Origin of the sequence: Cryobacterium lyxosi (assembly GCF_004403345.1) — a bacterium.
Classification (GTDB): domain Bacteria; phylum Actinomycetota; class Actinomycetes; order Actinomycetales; family Microbacteriaceae; genus Cryobacterium; species Cryobacterium lyxosi.
In genome coordinates this window covers 37,295-54,411 of the sequence record NZ_SOGT01000006.1, presented here as the reverse complement: position 1 = coordinate 54,411, position 17,117 = coordinate 37,295, and the positions used below count along the sequence as shown (strand labels likewise).

The following is a 17,117-nucleotide window of genomic DNA, read 5'->3' as shown; positions in this document are numbered from 1 at the left end:
AAACGTGTCGAAACCACGGTGATCCTCCTTTGCATCTCCTTGCAGGAAATGCATATGTACAGGTGCAAAGCATCCTTGCTTTGTAGTGCTTTGATCAGAGCCTAGGGTTCTCGAGAGCTTCTACGCACAAAAAGCCACGAAATCGCACAAATCCGCGTCTAACCTTGATTAAATCGAATTATTCACCATCAATCGTTGTGGGTCTGTGACCTTTGCGAAGTTGGTAGCGTGCTATGTCAGGCACGATGAAGGACCCCAATACGAAGGCGGTGAGTGCTGGCCCTAGTTGTCGGAGCCGCCGGCCAGCAGCTCACGGCGCAGTTCGCGGCGGGCACGCTGTTCGGTCGGATCGGGGATCGGAACGGCGGCCAGCAGACGCTGGGTATAAGGGTCTTTCGGGTAGCGCAGAATCTCATCCCGCGTGCCGGTTTCCACGATGCGGCCGTGGTGCATGACCGCGATGCGATCGGCCAGCACGTCGATGACGGCAAGATCGTGGGTGATGAACAGGCAGGCGAAATTCATCTGTTGCTGCAGCGCCTGGATCAGCTGCAACACGCGGGCCTGCACCGATACGTCCAGCGCGCTGGTGGGCTCATCGGCGATGAGTACTTTCGGCTCAAGCGAGAGCGCACGGGCAATGCCGACACGCTGCTTCTGCCCACCGGAGAGTTCGTGCGGAAAGCGGCTGCGATAAGACCGCGGCAGCTCAACGCTATCGAGCAGCCGTTCCACCTCGGCGCTCAGTGCCGCGCCCTTCAAACCCTTGCCGAGTTTGAGAGGTTCCGCGATGCTGTCGCCAATGGGCATCCGCGGGTTGAGCGAGGAGGAGGGGTCTTGAAAGACGATGCCGACGCTTTTATGCAGTCGATGGATCTCGTCACGGCTGGCCTTCGAGATATCCTGACCGGCAACGTGCAGCGTTCCCTCTGTTATCGGGAGTAGACCGATGGCGGCACGTCCGAGGGTGGTTTTACCGGAGCCCGACTCCCCCACGAGTCCGAGAACCTCTCCCTGGCGCACGAACAGGTTGACCTTGTCGACGGCGCGGAACGCCGCGACGCGACCATGCTTGGGGTATTCGATGACGACGTCGTCAAACTTCACGACCACTTCGCGGCTATCACGCCGGGCTGCAGCGGCGGCCTCATTTGCCAGACGTTCGTTGACCTCGATACGAGCGGCGAGCACGGCGTCCACCACAATGTCGGTGCCGATGGCGAGCGCGGCCGTCATGTCGATCGCTTGGTCACCGCGCTGGCCGAGGTGCGGAACGGCTTGGAGCAGGGCGATGGTGTACGGGTGGGTGGGCTCGTTGAAGATCTGATCGACCGTGCCGCGTTCGACGATGACTCCCCGTCGCATCACGGCGATGTCATCGGCAAGGTCGGCAACGACACCCATGTCGTGCGTGATCAGCAGGATGGCGCTGTCGAGTCGGTCGCGCAGGCTACGCAGCAGGTCGAGGATCTCGGCCTGCACCGTCACGTCAAGGGCTGTCGTCGGTTCGTCGGCGATGAGGAGCTGCGGGTCGCAGGAGATGGACTGGGCGATCATGGCGCGCTGGCGCTGTCCGCCGCTCAGCTGGTGCGGGTAGGAGTCGAAGGCTTTGAGTGGATCGGGCAGCTCGACCAGGTCGAGCAGTTCCAGGGCACGCGCCTTGGCCTGTGAGGGTGACATGCCGAAGTGGGCGCGCAGAGTCTCGATGATCTGGAACCCGATCGTGTAGACCGGGTTGAGTGCCGTCATCGGCTCCTGAAAGATCATGGCGATCTGACCACCGCGCACCTTATGCATCTGGGCGGGCTTCAGCCCCATGAGCTCCCGGCCGTTGAGTTTGACGCTGCCGGAGATACGGCTGTTCTCGGGGAGCAGGTCGAGAATGGCCATCGAGCTGGCGCTCTTACCCGAGCCGGACTCGCCGACGATGGCGAGCACCTTGCCCCGCTCGATCGAATAGTTCAGGTTGAGCGCGGCCGGCACCCAGACGTTGTCGACGCCGAAATGCACCGTGAGATCCGTGACCTGCAGCACCGGGCCGGAGAATGTGGTCGTCACCTGGTCGGTCATGAAGTCCTGCTTTCGTCAATGCTGCTGCTGCTTCGGTGGTTGCCGCCAAAATCTGGCAGCATGGCTGCATGTCCGTCGCTGCCGTTCCGAATGTTTTCTACTCGCGGTTCAATCGCATCATCGCGGCGGTCTTCTGCGCGGTCGCCGCACTCAGCGCGCTGAGCCTGTTTTTGCTCCCGACAGCGTCGAACCGTTGGCTGGTCATCCCAGCCCTGTTCGTGATGCTGTTCGTCTGGGAAGTGCTCTGGCGGCCCGACCTGCGAGTGAGCGATGATGCCGTCACCATTCGCAATCCGCTGCGCACCATCGTCGTTCCGTGGGCGGCGCTCGTGCACGTGGACACCAAGTTCGCCCTCACCCTCTACACGCCAGGTCGTAAGTTCGCGGTGTTTTGTGCCCCAGCGCCCGGCCGCAGCCTGACCAGCTCCGGACGCCGCAAGAGCACCGACCCGGTGCCCTACGTCAGCGGCTTCCCGCGGCCCGGCGATTTGCCGGGAAGTGAGTCCGGGGAGGCGGCGCAACTGGTGCGCGCACGCTGGGACCTGCTCCAGAAGACCGGTCGGGTTGATGGCGGCCTCGCGGCACAGACGCCCGTTGCGGTGGTCTGGGCCTGGGGTCGCGCTGGCGTGCTGGCGGCGGGTGCTGCGGCATCCGTTGTGGCCATTCTGCTGGCGTAGCTCTACGGCGCTGCGCGACGTCACGGCTGGGTCTCCGGCTCCGGCCGGGTTTCGCGCATTTTGCTGAGGTTGAACCGGCGGTGGCGCGGGTCGAAGGCATCGCGGAGGCCGTCGCCGACGAAGTTGACGAGTAACGCCAGTGACACGATGAAGGCACCGGGCCACCAGAACAGCCACGGTCGGGTTTGGAACGCCGACTGGTTGGAGCTGATCAGCAGGCCGAGCGACACGTCGGGAGAGCGGATACCGTAGCCGAGAAAGCTCAACGCTGTCTCCAGCAAAATGGCAGACGCCATGATGAGCGTGGCCGACACGATGACCACTCCCATGGCGTTGGGCAGGATGTGCTTGAAGATGATGCGCGCGTCCGAGGCCCCGGCGACCCGGGCGGCCTCGACGAACTCGCGTTCGCGCAGCGACAGGAACTCGCTGCGCACCAGCCGGGCGATGCCCATCCAGGAGAAGAACCCGAGCATGATTGCGAGTATCGGGGCGCCCAGGCTGCCGAACCAGTGGCCGACGACCGAGCCGATGACGAGCGCGGGAATCACGATGAAGACGTCCGTGACGCGCATCAGTACGGCATCGACCATGCCGCGGTAGTAGCCCGCGACCGCCCCGACCACCACTCCGACGACCGTGGCGATCAGGCCGAGAACCACCATGACGAGCGCGGAGTTCTGAATTCCGCGCATGGTCATGGCGAAGTAGTCCTTGCCGATACGGTCTTGGCCAAACGGATGTTCGCCCAGCGAGATTCCGTTGCCGCCGAGGAATTGGGGCAGGAGCGACAGGGTCGGGTCACCCTGATTCACCTGCGGATTGAGTGATTTGAAATCGTATTTCCACCAGCCGGGAATGGCGCCGACGCCGATGGCGGAGAAGGAAAAAATGATGATGAACGCAATGACGATGATCGAAGCAACGGCGACCTTATTGCCGATGAACCGTCGCCAAATCAAACGCCCCTGGCTCTCGGGGATAGCGCTGGCGGCGGTGAGTTCGTCGGCCGGAATTTCGGTGGGCGGGGTCTGCCCCGAACCAATCGGTGTGGACATTTAGCGAATCCTCACTCTCGGGTCGAGCCCGGCATAGGCCATATCGGCCAGAAAGTTGAAGGTGATGGCCATCGCGGCCACGATCAGGAAGTACCCCATGACCGGATTGACGTCACCGCGAAAGAGACCCGCATTGAACAGACTGCCCATGCCCGGGATAGCGAAGACATATTCTGTGATGATCGCGCCACCGAGCAAGGCGCCGACGTCGAAAGCGACGAGGGTTGTCAGGGGAATGAGCATGTTGCGAAAGGCGTGACGCATGATCACGGTGCGTTCGGGTAGTCCCTTGGCGCGAGCCGTCCTGATGAAGTCCAGACTGAGAACTTCGAGCATGCCGGCGCGGGAGTATCGGGTGTACCCGGCGAAGGAGATGAGCAGCAGCGCAATTGTCGGCAGGGTCAGGTGCACGAAGGCATCGAGGCCCGAAAGCCACACATCGCCGGACAGCCCCGGTGTCTTCGAGCCCACCGTCGCGATCGGTCGTCCGTTCGTAGCGGACAGCAGATCGCCCCAGGACTGCATGAAGCGGTCCAGCAGAACGACAGCGCCGGAAAACAGGGCAGTGACGAGACCGACCCGCATGTTCTGGCCCCGGTCGTAGCCGCCGGCCAGAAAACCACTCACGAGACCTACCGCGACGGTGGCGAGCGCCAAAATGAACAGGGTGCCCGCGCTCGACACCGCGAACAATGGTTGCAGGGTGAAGTACGCCGCAATGGCGATCACCGCGTTGATACCCGCCGTGATGAGTGCCCGACGGTTGCGCAGGCCAGCCAGCAGGGTGGCCGAGCCGAGGGCGATCGCAGCGACCAGCAGAATGATCGGGATCGCGCCGAGGCCCGGGCGCATGAACCATCCCGTCGCACTCATCAGCAGCAGAACACCCGATGTCGCAAGCCCCGACACGAGGAAGACGACCAGTCTGCGCCGCCCGTCACCACCGCGGAGCGACTGCCAGATGGCCCCGACGATGAGGCCGATGACCAGCAAGGCTACGCCACCGATCACGGGGTCTCGCAGAAAGTCGTTGAAACCGATGGCGACGAATTCTTTGAGCAGCACGGCGACAAGGAAGGCGGGCAGCGAGTACAGGAAGAAACTGACGAAGGTGACCGTGTTGTCCAGGCCGCTGTACTGGCGGAGGGCGGTGATGATACCGATCGTCACGCCGAGCAGAATGGCCAGCACAAGCGCGAAGGTGACGAGCTGCACCGTCGCGGCAAGGGCGTTGGGCAGGATGTCGACCACCCGAGCATTCGAGATAGTCGAGCCCAGGTCGCAAGCGTTGGCGAACGGAATCGCACATTTCGCCACACCTCCGATCCAGAGCACCCAGCGCAAGGGCGGCGGAACGTCAAGGTCGAGCAGCGAGACGCGGGCGTTGATCAGTTGCTGCTTATTGGGCGAATTGCTGCTTCGGAGGTCTTGAAGCGGGTCGGCCGAATAGCCCACCATGACGTACATCAGAAATGATGCAGCGACCAGGATGAGCACGGAAACGAGAACACGTCTCAGGATGAAGGTCACCATGTGTGGGCTACCTCGCTGTAGGGGGTTGGTTCGCACTTCTGAATTAGGCGAAAGAACAAAAGAACGGATGCCGCCAGACTCACGAGTTGGGCTCCCGGGCGTGCCCAGGAGCCCAACGGCGCGATCGAGCTGTATATCTCGGTCGTGCTACTTACTGACGGACCACTCCCAGAAGTTCCAGAACGGACCGGTTTGGTTGCCCATATACTCCACGCCGCTCACGCGCTTGGCGACACCGAACACACCGGGCAGTTGGAACATCGGCAGGCCGTAGGCATCCGTAAACATCTGCTTGTCCATACGCTTCTCGATCTTGACGAGTTCGTCGGGATCCAGAGTGGTCTGGGTCGCGATGGCATCAGCATTGGTTCCCGTGTAACGGCTGTAGTTTCCACCGCCGTCGGTTGAGAAGATCTGCGAAATACCGGCAGAGCCGACACCCGGGCTGATCCAACCAAAGATCGAGGCGTCATAGTCGCCACCGGCCAAAAGGGAGGCCCAGTCGGGTGAGCCCTTGTCCACGATGTTGAAACCGGCTTTGGTAGCCGATTCCTGAATGGCCTGGAACTCATCGACGCGGTTTGGGTTCTTGGTGTTGTAGAGGATGCTGATCGTTGGTGTTGCTCCGGCGAGGAGCGTCTTGGCGCCTTCGATGTCGACCTCTGCGTAGTCGCTGGATCCGTTGTTCGCAATCGAGTCGGCGTACGGTTCGTTGGCCGGAACCCAGATTTGCGAGTTCAGAACCTTGGCGTCCGGGTTGACCGGGGTCACGATGGAGTCAAGAATCTGCTGCCGCGGAATGGTCTTCAGGAACGCTTGGCGAACACTGAGGTCGGCGAAGACCGGGGCTCCGAAGTTGAGGTCGAGGTGGTCGTACGACACCTGGTCGCCGGTGAGCACGTCAGCGCCGGTGTTCTCCAGTGCGGTCAGTGTGTCAGCGGATGCCTGCGGGTTGATGATGTCCACTTCACCGTTCTGCAGCGCGGTGACCTGCGCGTTCGCGTCGGGGATGACGCGCAGCACAATCTTGTCGATTTTGGGAATCATGCCGCCGACGTAGTACTTGTTGCGCTCCATCGTGAACGACTGGCCGGGGGTCCAGCCGGTCGGCACCATCGGACCACTGGAAACCAGTAGGTCGGGGTCGGTTGGGAAGGCGGTCACGTCGTAGCCGGTGTTTACGAAGTCCGCAGCAGCTTTGAGCGTGGGGTCGGGAGCGGCCGGGTTGGCCGGGTCGCCTTTTGGCAGCCCCTTGAGCAAGGCGGTCAGATCAGCGGCAGAGCTCAGCCCGGCCTTCTTGGCAACGATGTGTGCGGGCTGGCCGATCGGGTTGACCAGCTCCCAATCCACATAGGGGGTGCCGTAGACCAACGTCATCGACAGGTTGTCATCGCTGACCGTGGGAAAAGCTGTCGTGTCGAGGCCGGCAGTGCTCGCCGCAATCTCGAAGTAGGTCGTACCGGTGGTCACCTCACCGGTGGCCTCATCGGTAGTGGAACTGTCGTAATAGCCGGCCTGGGTTGCCCAGGAAAGCACCATGTCATCGGCGGTCACGGGCTCTCCGTCTGACCACTTGTTCTCGGGATTCAGCGTGTATGTGACGGTCTGCGGGTCGTCACTGGTTTTCTCGAAGGTGCCGAACTTTTTTTCATGCACGATCTTGAAGTCTTTATCAATGTAGGAGAAGGCCGAGCCGTAGCTGCCCATGAGGTAACCGACCTGGCCGTTGGTGTCGAGGTTGGACTGCGGGGTCTGGTTATTGAACGACGTGAAGTCGTTGACCACGGCAACCGTGACCGTGCCGCCGCTGGCCGCGGCATCCGTATTCGGGGCGGTACTGCCGGCTGTGGTGCATGCGGTCAGGGCGAGGGCAGCGACGCCGAGAACGGCGACCCCGCTGAGGCTCTTCCTAAGCAGTTTTCCTCTGATGGACAAGATTCCTCCTGGGCGAAGTGATCGTCGATACGGGCGAGGCGCCGCGAGTCGATCGTGTTTAGCTATGACCATAGAGAGAAATCCCCAGCTTGCCAATCAAATTGCCGAACTGTTATGAAATAGCTCCATTCTTTTTCGTTCAAGTCGGGCATTCTGCACAAAAATTGCGTCTGGTCCGCCCGTGCGCGGAATTTGTCCCTTTTTTACCGACCAAACCGCGGAAAGCACCACAGGGGCCCCGAGTTGGTCCGCGGTCCACAGTGGCGCTGAACGCCGGACAGGCCTGACCGTTATTGCCGGTCAGGCCTGTTTGGAACGAATCGAGCCGTTAGCGACCGAACTCGAAATCGCCACCGGGGATGGCGGCGAGGAGCTCCTGCGTGTAGAGCTCTCTCGGATTGTCGAACACGTCGTCGGTGGATGCCGCTTCGACGATACGTCCCTTCTGCATGACACAGACATTGTCGGCGACCAGTCGCACCACCGCAAGATCATGGGTGATGAACAGGTACGTCAGATCCAGTTCCGTCTGCAACTCGGTGAGCAGGTTCAAAATTTGACCCTGCACGAGCACATCGAGCGCAGACACCGCCTCGTCGAGCACGAGGACATCGGGCTTCAGCGCCAGGGCACGCGCAATCGCGATGCGCTGGCGTTGGCCGCCGGACAGCTCGCTCGGGTAACGAAACTGCGTCGCAGCCGGCAGCGACACCTGATCGAGCAACTCCAATACCCGCTTCTGCCGCTCCTTCCGGGTTCCCACTTTGTGCGCGAGCAGGGGTTCAGCGATGGTGTTACCCACGTTGTACTGCGGGTCGAGTGAACCATACGGGTCTTGGAACACGGGCTGCACGCGCCGACGAAAGTTCAGCAGTTCCCGGCCCTTCAACCCAGCGACGTCGCGCCCCTCGAATTCAATCCGCCCGCTGGTGAGGCTCTCCAACTGCAAAATGAGCTTGGCCACGGTCGATTTGCCGGAACCGGACTCCCCCACGATCGCCGTGGTCGTGCCCTTCTGCACGCCAAACGACACGTCGTTTACGGCGAGGAGTTGGTCGTACTTCAGGCCGGATTTGCGAATGCGGTACATCTTGCTGATGCCCTCGACCGAGATGAGGTCCTTGCCCGACGCCGCCAGTTCGCGTTCGGTGGCGCGCGTGATCAACGCGGTGTCGATGCCGCCGATCGAGAAGATCTCGGTGGCGGCGGGCTCCTGATTCTTTTTGGCCTGGATGCGCCGCGACGCGAGGCTCGGAGCGGCCGCCACGAGGCGCTGCGTGTAAGGATGCTGCGGGTTGGCCAGGATTTCCTGAGACGGCCCGGACTCGACAACCTTGCCTTTGTACATCACTACAAGCTGCTCGGCCCGTTCGGCGGCAAGGCCGAGGTCGTGCGTGATGAACAGGACGCTCGTGCCGTAGTCCCGGGTGAGGGTGGCGAGGTGATCGAGAATCTGACGCTGCACGGTGACATCGAGCGCGCTGGTCGGCTCATCGGCGATGAGCAACTTCGGCCGGGCAGACAGCCCGATGCCGATGAGTACGCGCTGGCGCATTCCACCGGAGAACTGGTGCGGGTACTGCTTGAGCCGGTCGGCGGCATCGGCCAGCCCCGCGTCCTGCAGCACTTCGATGGTGCGCTGTTTCAATGCCTTGCCCCGGAGAGCACTATTGACCCTGATCGCTTCGGACACCTGAAAACCGATGTTCCACACCGGGTTGAGGTTGCTCATCGGGTCCTGCGGAACGTAGCCGATCTCACGGCCGCGCACGGCCTGCATTTCGGCGGCGGTCAGGGCGGTCAGGTCGCGGCCCTCGAACAGGATCTGCCCGCCGGTCACGTGGCCGGTACCGGCTAGCAGCTTGATGATCGCCTGGGCGGTTGTGGTCTTACCCGAGCCGGACTCCCCCACGATAGCAAGGGTCTGGCCGGGGTAGAGCATGAGGTTCACACCGCGAACGGCGGACACGAGACCCCGCTGGGTGCGGAAGCCGACCTCGAGGTTACGAATTTCAAGCAGCGGTGCGGAGTCGGTGGACGGGATCTGCTTCACGGTTTCGGTCGCTAACTGGGTCATCGGCGTGCCCTCGCCTGGGGGTCGAGCGCATCGCGCAGAACGTCCCCGAGCATGAGGAAGGCCAGCACGGTCAAGGAAAGCGCGATCGAGGGGTACAACAGCACCTGCGGGCTCGTGCGAATGGATGTCTGCGCTTCACCGATATCGCGTCCCCACGACATCGTGCCGGGACCGAGGCCGATCCCCAAGAACGACAGCGTGGCTTCGGCAACGATGAACGTTCCAAGCGACACCGTCGCGATCACGATCACGGGGGCGATGGCATTAGGCATCACGTGGCGCACCAAAATTTTGAACTTTGACACGCCGAGTGCGACCGAAGCCACGACATAGTCCGAGTTGCGGGCGGTGAGCACTGCGCCGCGCATGATGCGGGCAACTTGCGGCCAGGCGAAGATCGAGATGACCAGGGCGATCACCACCGGAGTGCGGTCGGGCAGAACCGAGAGCAACACGATGGCGCCGAGCACGGTGGGAACAGCGAAGAAGATGTCGCCGATCCGTGAGACGACGCCGTCGAGGAATCCGCCGTAGTAGCCGGCGAGGGCGCCGACGATGAGACCGAACAGGGTCACGATTACCGCAGCCAGTATTCCCACGGTCACCGAGGCACTCGTGCCGAAGATGATTCGGGCATAGACGTCGCAGCCCTGGAAGGTGAATCCCAGCGGGTGCCCTGACTGCGGAACCCCGTTGCTGTCCGACAGCTGGCATTGGGTCGGCGATACCGAGGCGAACCAGGTGGGGAACAGCGCTACCAGCACGATCAGCAGGATAAGCCCCGAGGAGATCCAGAACGTGGGGCGACGTCGCATCGCCTCCCAGGCATCCGCCCAGGTGCTGCGAGCTTTCGCGGTCTCGTCGAGGCGATCGATGGCGACGAGCGGGGTGTCTTCGAGCGCGGCAACGAAGTGCGGCTGCACGCCCGGATTCTTATTTGGCATAACGGATCCTTGGGTCCAGAGCTGCGTACAGCAGATCGACGAGCAGGTTGGCGAGTACGAAGATCACGACCATAACGGCAATGAACGAGACAACGGTTGGTCCTTCGCCCAGGCGAATGGCCTTGAAAACGGTGCCACCGACCCCGTTGATATTGAAGATGCCCTCGGTGACGATGGCACCGACCATAAGCGAGCCAATGTCGACACCGAGAAAGGTGATCACGGGAACGAGGGAATTGCGCAGCACGTGCACGGTCACGACACGGGGGCGGGATAGGCCCTTGGCCGTCGCGGTGCGCACGAAGTCGGCGTTGAGATTGTCGGACACACTAGCCCGGGTCAGGCGCACAATGTAGGCAAATGAAACGGATGCCAGGACCAGCGCTGGCAGAATCAGTTCGTCGAGCGGTGCTGCACCACTGACCGTGGTGCGGGCCCAGCCGAGTTGCACACCGAACACGAATTGCAGCACGAAACCGATGACGAACGTGGGCACGCTGATCAGCAACAGGCTCACAACGAGAGCGCTTGCATCGAACAGTTTGCCCTTGCGGAGACCGGCAATGAGACCGACGAAAATTCCGAAAAACGCCTCAAAGGCGAGGGCGAGCATGGCGAGCCGTGCCGTGATCGGAAAGGCCGAGGCCATGACGTCGGAAACAGAACGACCGGAGTAGGTGGTGCCGAGGTCGCCCTGGAAAAAGTTACCGATGTAGAGCAGGTACTGCACGATGAACGGCTTGTCGAGGTTGTACTCGGCCCGGATCTGCGCGAGAACGGCGGCCGACGGCGGCCGATCGCCGTAGAGGGCAGCGATGGGGTCCCCCGGAAGGGAGAACACCATGAAGTAGATCAAAAACGTGGCGCCGAAGAACACGGGAATCATCTGGATCAGGCGCTTGCCGGTGTACCAGAGCATCAGGTATCCAGGGGCTTGGTCGACACGGTGCTGGTCGATACGGTTCTTGACGACACGGTTCTTGACGACACGGCGCTGGTCGACACGGTGCTGGTCGACACGGCGGAAATCAGGTGCATGGAAAATCGCAATCATTAAGTGAAACTCGAGAGGCCCGGGGAATGACCCCCGGGCCTCTCGGAACGACGTACTAGGAGCGAACTGTTAGTTCCTGGTGATTGCGTAGTAGAGCGGCACGGAATCCCAGCCGAACTCGACGTTGCTCACGCTGTCGGACCAGACACCGGAGGTGTTCTGGTACCAGAGCGGGATGGTCGGGAGGTCCTGCAGCAGAACTTCCTGAGCCTCGACGTACTTGGCAGTGGCATCCTCAACACTCGACGCCGCGGCGCCGCCTTTAAGGAGCGTGTCGAACTCTTCGCTGCTGTAACCCTCGTAGTTCGAGCCGGCACCGGTCTGGTACAACGGCGCGAGGAAGTTGTAGAGCGAGGGGTAATCGGCCAGCCAGCCAGAGCGGGTACCGCCGGTCAACGTCTGGGCTTCACGGTCATCGATGGAGGCAGCAAAGGTCGGGTACGGTTTGCCGACCGCGTTGATGTCGAGGGTGTTCTTGACACTGTTGACGACGGCGTCGACCCAGACCTGGTGCGGTCCGTCGGCGTTGTACGCGATGTCGAACGTACCCGTGTACGGGGAGATGGCATCGGCCTCGGCCCAGAGCGCGACAGCCTCGTCGGGGTTGAAATCAAGCACTTCGGAACCCTCGAGCGAGTCAGAATAGCCGTCGATGACTGGAGAAGTGAAGTCGGTGGCCGGGGTACGGGTGCCCTGGAACACGACGTCGGTGATCTCGGCACGGTCGATGGCCATAGAGAGAGCGGCGCGGCGCAACTTGCCCTCTTCACCGGACCAGTGCTCGAGGTAGTACGGCATGTTGAAGGCCTGGAACACTGCGGCGGGCTCATTCACGAAAGAGTCCGGAAAGTCGGATTCGTAGGTCGCGAGGGCAGATTCGGGGATCTGGTCGAGCACGTCGAGGTCGCCGCCCTGCACGGCCGCGTAGCCGGCATCGAAGGAGGCAAAAAAGACGATGGTCAATCCGTCGTTCTTCGGGGTGCGCACACCCGAGTAGTCCGGGTTCGTGACGAGCTCGATCTGCACGTCGTGCTGCCAGGCGTCCTCGCCGGCCAGCATGTACGGGCCGTTACCAACCGGGTTTTGGCCGAAGGCGTCCATGTCTTCGAAGGCCACGGCGGGCAGCGGCGAGTAGGCCGTATAGCCGAGGCGCAGCGGCCAGTCGGCCTCGGTGCCGGCGAGCTCTACGGTGAACGTCGTGTCATCGACAACCTTCAGGCCGGACATGGTCTCGGCGAGCGGGTCGGGAACCTGAAGAACTTGACCGGCATCGTCAGTGGCCCCGGTGGGATCATCCTTGGTGTTGGAGACATCGGAGTAGCCGACGATGTTGTCGAAGAAGTAGGAGGACCCCTGCGCGTTGGTGACGAGGGCGCCGTAGTTCCAGGCGTCGACAAAGGACGAAGCCGTGACCGGCTCGTCGTTGCTGAAGGTCCAACCATCCTTGAGCGAGACAGTCCACGTCGTGGCGTCGTCAGACTCGATCGATTCGGCGACCTCGTTCTCAATCTCCCCGGCCTCCGAGTAGGAGACCAGGCCGGCAAAAATCGACGTGACGATCTTGCCGCCGCCCGCCTCGGTGGTGTTAGTCGGGATCAGCGACATCTGCGGCTCGCTGCCGTTCGTCGTGATGATTGCGCTGTCATCACCGGTGGTCGCTCCGCCGCCAGCGCAGCCAGCGAGCATGAGCGCTCCGGTCGACGCGAGAGCAATGGCGACAATGCCCATTCTCTTGATTTTCAATTTTTGCTCCAATGCACAAATGGGGGCCCGACACGGCTCTTGATCGTGTCGAGCGCCAGTAGAGTCAACCCAATTTTGGTCGCAGAAGAGCGCACTCAAGATTGGGGGGTTGTTTCGAGCCTAGTTTGTTATTCGCCCAGAATGAGTAATGGGGCGAAGAATGTTATCGACGCGCAACCCTTTCGGCAACTATTGAGCGTAAAACAGTGCGCTTTTGCACATATGTTGCGAGGTGGCCTCAAAGGGGAGGTCCAGCTCCTGTGATCGTGAAGCGGGTACCTGGGATGGCGGGGTGGCAGGATAGGGCCATGCCGCAAGCATCCCTGTTGCCGAGTTCCCGGCTCGACCGTTCCCGGAACTATTGGGAGATCGGCATTGTTCTCGCGCTGTCGCTCGGGGCGTCGGCGGTGTACTCGATCGTGTCGATCGTGGCCCGGCTGAGCGACACGACCCCCCTCGCCGACCAGTCGGCGACGCTGAACGGCTCGCAGTCGCCGCGTGAGTGGCTCGACTTCACGTACCAGTTTCTGGGTATCGCGTTCGGGCTCGGAGCGGTAGCCCTGGTGATGTTTCTGCTCTGGCGTCCCGGGCAGAACCCGTTCACCCGGCTCGGCTTCGACCTGACCCGACCGGGTAAGGACGTGCTGGGCGGGTTCGGACTGCTACTGGTCATCGGAATTCCAGGCCTCGCGCTCTACCTGGCCGGGCGCGCATTCGGTTTCACCGTGGCCGTGGTGCCCTCGCCGCTCGACACTTTCTGGTGGACCATACCGATTCTGGTCTTCGCCGCGCTGAAGGCCGCGCTGGTCGAGGAAATCATCGTGGTCGGCTACCTGTTCACCCGGCTGCGTGAACTCGGCTGGTCACCCTGGATCATCATTCTGAGCTCGGCCACACTGCGCGGCAGCTATCACCTGTACCAGGGCGTTGGGCCGTTCTTCGGCAACGTCGCCATGGGCGTCGTGTTCGGTTGGTGCTACACCCGGTGGGGGCGCACCATGCCGCTCGTGGTGACCCACTGGCTGCTCGACATTCTCTCGTTCGTCGGCTACCCGCTCGCACTGGCCTGGTGGCCGGGGCTGCTCGCCCCGGCCAGCTAACTTCTACTCGAACGCCTCGGGCGGCGGGCAGGCGCAGACCAAGTTGCGGTCACCGTAGGCGTTGTCGATCCGCCGCACCGGCGGCCAGTACTTGCCCCGCACCAGGCTCGCGAGTGGATAGACCGCGGTGGCCCGGTCGTACGGGTGCTCCCACTCCCCCTCGATCACCGACTGCGCAGTGTGCGGCGCGTTATGCAACGGGTTGTCGTCGGCGGGCCAGCGGCCGGCGGCGACGGCATCCGCTTCGACCTTGATCGCGATCATGGCGTCGACGAAACGGTCGATTTCGCTGAGGTCTTCACTCTCGGTGGGTTCAACCATGAGCGTTCCAGCCACCGGAAAGCTCATCGTCGGCGAGTGGAAGCCGTAGTCGACGAGGCGTTTAGCCACGTCATCGACGGTCACTCCCGTAGTCGCGGTGAGCGGTCGCAGGTCGAGAATGCACTCGTGCGCGACCAGGCCGTTTTCGCCAGAGTAAAGCAGCGGGTAGCTGTCTTCGAGGCGTTTCGCGACATAGTTGGCGGCGAGCACGGCTGCGCCGGTGGCCTGCTTGAGGCCGTCGATGCCCATCATGCGCACATACGCCCACGAGATAGGCAGGATGCTCGGGCTGCCATAGGGCGCCGCCGAGACCGGACCGCCGGCATGCACGACGGTGGTGCTGGCTCCGCCGCTTCCCAGTAGGTAATGCTCGTCGCTCTGGGCAAGCGGATGCCCCGGGAGGAACGACGCGAGGTGCGCCTTGGCCGCAACCGGGCCGACGCCCGGTCCGCCGCCCCCGTGCGGGATGCAGAAGGTCTTGTGCAGGTTCAGGTGTGAGACGTCGCCGCCGAAATCGCCGTAGCGGGCGAAACCGAGCAGCGCGTTGAGGTTGGCGCCGTCGACGTAGACCTGGCCGCCGGCGGCGTGCACGGCCGAACAGATGGTGGCGACCTCGTGCTCGTAGACGCCGTGCGTCGAGGGGTAGGTGATCATGAGGGCGGCGAGGCTGTCGGCATGCTCGACGATCTTGGCGTGCAGGTCGGCGAGGTCGACGTTACCGAGCTCGTCGCAGGCCACGACAACTACGCGCATGCCCGCCAGCACAGCGGATGCCGCGTTTGTGCCGTGCGCGCTCGACGGGATCAGGCAGACCGTGCGGTCGATCTGCCCGTTGGACTGGTGGTACCCGCGGATGGCGAGCAGGCCGGCGAGTTCGCCCTGGCTGCCGGCGTTCGGCTGCAACGACACGGAGTCGTACCCGGTGACATCGGCGAGCCAGGTTTCGAGCTGCCGAACGAGGTGCAGGTAACCCTCGACATCCGCTTTCGGGGCGAAGGGGTGGATCCCGGCGAATTCGGGCCAGCTGACGGCCTCCATTTCGCTCGCTGCGTTGAGCTTCATGGTGCAGGAGCCGAGCGGGATCATTCCCCGGTCAAGCGCGTAGTCGTAGTCGGCGAGGCGCTTGAGGTAGCGCATCATGCTGGTCTCGGAAGCGTGCGTGTTGAACACCGGGTGGGTGAGGAATTCGCTCTCGCGACCCAACTCGCTCGGCAGCCCGTGCTGTACGGCGTCGAAGTCGACGTGGCCGAACGCATCGCGGCCGCCGAACGCGCCGACGACGTAGGACAGATCAGCGAGCGTGGTGGTCTCATCGACCGACACACTGATGGTGGTCTCGTCGACCTGATACAGGTTGAAGCCGCTCGCCGCCGCCTTCGCAACGACCTCGGCCGCGCTCGGGACGAAGACCCGGACGGTATCAAAGAACGTGTCGCTTTGCACGTCGACGTCAATGGCACGCAAGGCGGCGACGAGGGCTCCAGCTCGCTCGTGCACCTGCTCGGCGATCGCGGCGAGACCCTGTGGCCCGTGGTAAACCGCGTACATTCCGGCCATGACGGCGAGCAGCACCTGGGCGGTGCAGATGTTCGAGGTGGCCTTGTCGCGGCGGATGTGCTGTTCGCGCACCTGCAGGGCGAGGCGGTAGGCGGGGTGTCCGGTGGCATCGACGCTCACGCCGACCAAGCGTCCGGGCAGCTGGCGTTCGAGCCCCTTGCGCACGGCCATGTAGCCGGCGTGCGGTCCGCCGAACCCCATCGGCACGCCGAAGCGCTGGCTCGTGCCGACGGCGACATCGGCGCCGAGGTCGCCGGGCGACTTGAGCAGGGTGAGCGCCAGCAGGTCGGCGGCCACCACGGCGAGCGCTGTGCATTCGTGCGCAAGATCGATGACCACTTGCGGGTTCCAGATGCGACCGGATGCCGACGGGTACTGCACGAAGACTCCGAAATAATCGCCGAGGTCCTCGGCCGTGGTCTGTTCGCTGAGCGCGACCTGGGCGAGCTCGATGCCGAGGGCTGCGGCGCGGTTGGCGAGCAGCGCGTGGGTCTGGGGAAAAGCATCCGTGTCGACGATGAATCGTCGTGAGGTGGATTTGGAGGCGCGCAGGGCGAGCAGCATGCCCTCAACGACCGCCGTCGACTCGTCGAGCATCGACGCGTTGGCGGTGGTCAGACCGGTGAGGTCAGCAATCATGGTCTGAAAGTTGATGAGGGCTTCGAGGCGGCCCTGTGAGATCTCGGGCTGGTACGGCGTGTACGCCGTGTACCAGCTGGGGTTCTCGAACACGTTGCGCTTGATCACTGCGGGCGTGAACGTGTCGTAATAGCCGAGACCGATCATGGAGCGCTTGACCGTATTGCGATCGGCCAGGGCGCGCAGTTCGGCAACTGCCTCGTTCTCGGTCGCGGCGGGCGGAAGTGCGCTGCCTGAGTCTTGCCGAAACAGATCGGCGTGAATCGACGCGGGCATGGCGGCGGAAACGAGGTCGTCCACCGAGTCATAGCCGAGTGTGGCAAGCATGTGGGACTGGGCGTCTGCATCCGTTCCGATGTGGCGCTGGGTGAAGGCCGAGGGCATCTGCTGCCGAACCTGCGTTTCCATG

General features: G+C 62.8%; 11 protein-coding genes. 2 read left to right on the top strand and 9 right to left on the bottom strand.

Features of this window, described 5'->3' with window-relative positions; translation table 11 throughout:
* Positions 1–282: 282 nt before the first annotated feature.
* Positions 283–2,070 carry a dipeptide ABC transporter ATP-binding protein gene (locus E3T27_RS05195; protein WP_104197521.1) on the bottom strand — a complete coding sequence of 596 codons (1,788 nt, stop codon included), beginning with the start codon at positions 2,068–2,070 and terminating at the stop codon, positions 283–285.
* 68 nt (positions 2,071–2,138) lie between these two features.
* On the opposite strand from E3T27_RS05195, the gene E3T27_RS05190 reads away from it, so the two are divergent.
* Positions 2,139–2,747, top strand: coding sequence for a PH domain-containing protein (locus tag E3T27_RS05190; RefSeq protein WP_134571825.1), 609 nt, complete (start codon positions 2,139–2,141; stop codon positions 2,745–2,747).
* Between the two features lie 20 nt (positions 2,748–2,767).
* On the opposite strand, the gene E3T27_RS05185 is transcribed toward E3T27_RS05190, so the two are convergent.
* The 7 genes from E3T27_RS05185 to E3T27_RS05155 all read right to left on the bottom strand — a co-directional run bounded on the left by E3T27_RS05185 (position 2,768) and on the right by E3T27_RS05155 (position 13,091).
* Positions 2,768–3,805, bottom strand: coding sequence for an ABC transporter permease (locus E3T27_RS05185; RefSeq protein ID WP_104197519.1), 1,038 nt, complete (start codon positions 3,803–3,805; stop codon positions 2,768–2,770).
* Entirely contained in the window at positions 3,806–5,338 is a 1,533-nt protein-coding gene (locus E3T27_RS05180) for an ABC transporter permease (protein ID WP_134571824.1), read from the bottom strand.
* Positions 5,339–5,485: 147 nt separating this feature from the next.
* Positions 5,486–7,273: an ABC transporter family substrate-binding protein gene (locus tag E3T27_RS05175; protein WP_104197517.1), complete on the bottom strand. Its 1,788-nt coding sequence runs from the start codon at positions 7,271–7,273 to the stop codon at positions 5,486–5,488.
* A 328-nt stretch (positions 7,274–7,601) separates the two neighbouring features.
* A complete protein-coding gene (locus E3T27_RS05170; protein ID WP_134571823.1) occupies positions 7,602–9,350 on the bottom strand; it encodes a dipeptide ABC transporter ATP-binding protein in 1,749 nt (582 codons plus the stop codon).
* On the bottom strand, positions 9,347–10,294 hold the full coding sequence (locus E3T27_RS05165; protein WP_104197515.1) for an ABC transporter permease: 948 nt from the start codon (positions 10,292–10,294) through the stop codon (positions 9,347–9,349). Before E3T27_RS05165 ends, E3T27_RS05170 begins: the two co-directional genes overlap by 4 nt.
* Positions 10,284–11,213 (bottom strand): ABC transporter permease, encoded by a 930-nt coding sequence (locus E3T27_RS05160; protein WP_134571948.1) that lies wholly within the window; start codon positions 11,211–11,213, stop codon positions 10,284–10,286. The genes E3T27_RS05165 and E3T27_RS05160 overlap by 11 nt, the downstream gene beginning before the upstream one ends.
* A gap of 204 nt (positions 11,214–11,417) precedes the next feature.
* Positions 11,418–13,091 (bottom strand): peptide ABC transporter substrate-binding protein, encoded by a 1,674-nt coding sequence (locus E3T27_RS05155; RefSeq protein ID WP_134571822.1) that lies wholly within the window; start codon positions 13,089–13,091, stop codon positions 11,418–11,420.
* Positions 13,092–13,399: 308 nt separating this feature from the next.
* Between E3T27_RS05155 and E3T27_RS05150 the strand changes: the two genes are divergently transcribed.
* Positions 13,400–14,191 (top strand): CPBP family intramembrane glutamic endopeptidase, encoded by a 792-nt coding sequence (locus E3T27_RS05150; RefSeq protein WP_241992128.1) that lies wholly within the window; start codon positions 13,400–13,402, stop codon positions 14,189–14,191.
* Between the two features lie 3 nt (positions 14,192–14,194).
* On the opposite strand, the gene gcvP is transcribed toward E3T27_RS05150, so the two are convergent.
* The gene (gene gcvP / locus E3T27_RS05145; protein ID WP_420898043.1) at positions 14,195–17,092 is read right to left on the bottom strand and encodes an aminomethyl-transferring glycine dehydrogenase; all 2,898 of its coding nucleotides are present in this window, start codon (positions 17,090–17,092) and stop codon (positions 14,195–14,197) included.
* Positions 17,093–17,117 lie beyond the last annotated feature (25 nt).

Coding starts and splice junctions, on each gene's coding strand:
- E3T27_RS05165 (WP_104197515.1), bottom strand. CDS start 10,294: ATGCCAAATAAGAATCCGGGCGTGCAGCCGCACTTCGTTGCCGCGCTC.
- E3T27_RS05185 (WP_104197519.1), bottom strand. CDS start 3,805: ATGTCCACACCGATTGGTTCGGGGCAGACCCCGCCCACCGAAATTCCG.
- E3T27_RS05180 (WP_134571824.1), bottom strand. CDS start 5,338: ATGGTGACCTTCATCCTGAGACGTGTTCTCGTTTCCGTGCTCATCCTG.
- E3T27_RS05150 (WP_241992128.1), top strand. CDS start 13,400: ATGCCGCAAGCATCCCTGTTGCCGAGTTCCCGGCTCGACCGTTCCCGG.
- gcvP (WP_420898043.1), bottom strand. CDS start 17,092: ATGCCCTCGGCCTTCACCCAGCGCCACATCGGAACGGATGCAGACGCC.
- E3T27_RS05160 (WP_134571948.1), bottom strand. CDS start 11,213: ATGCTCTGGTACACCGGCAAGCGCCTGATCCAGATGATTCCCGTGTTC.
- E3T27_RS05170 (WP_134571823.1), bottom strand. CDS start 9,350: ATGACCCAGTTAGCGACCGAAACCGTGAAGCAGATCCCGTCCACCGAC.
- E3T27_RS05190 (WP_134571825.1), top strand. CDS start 2,139: ATGTCCGTCGCTGCCGTTCCGAATGTTTTCTACTCGCGGTTCAATCGC.
- E3T27_RS05195 (WP_104197521.1), bottom strand. CDS start 2,070: ATGACCGACCAGGTGACGACCACATTCTCCGGCCCGGTGCTGCAGGTC.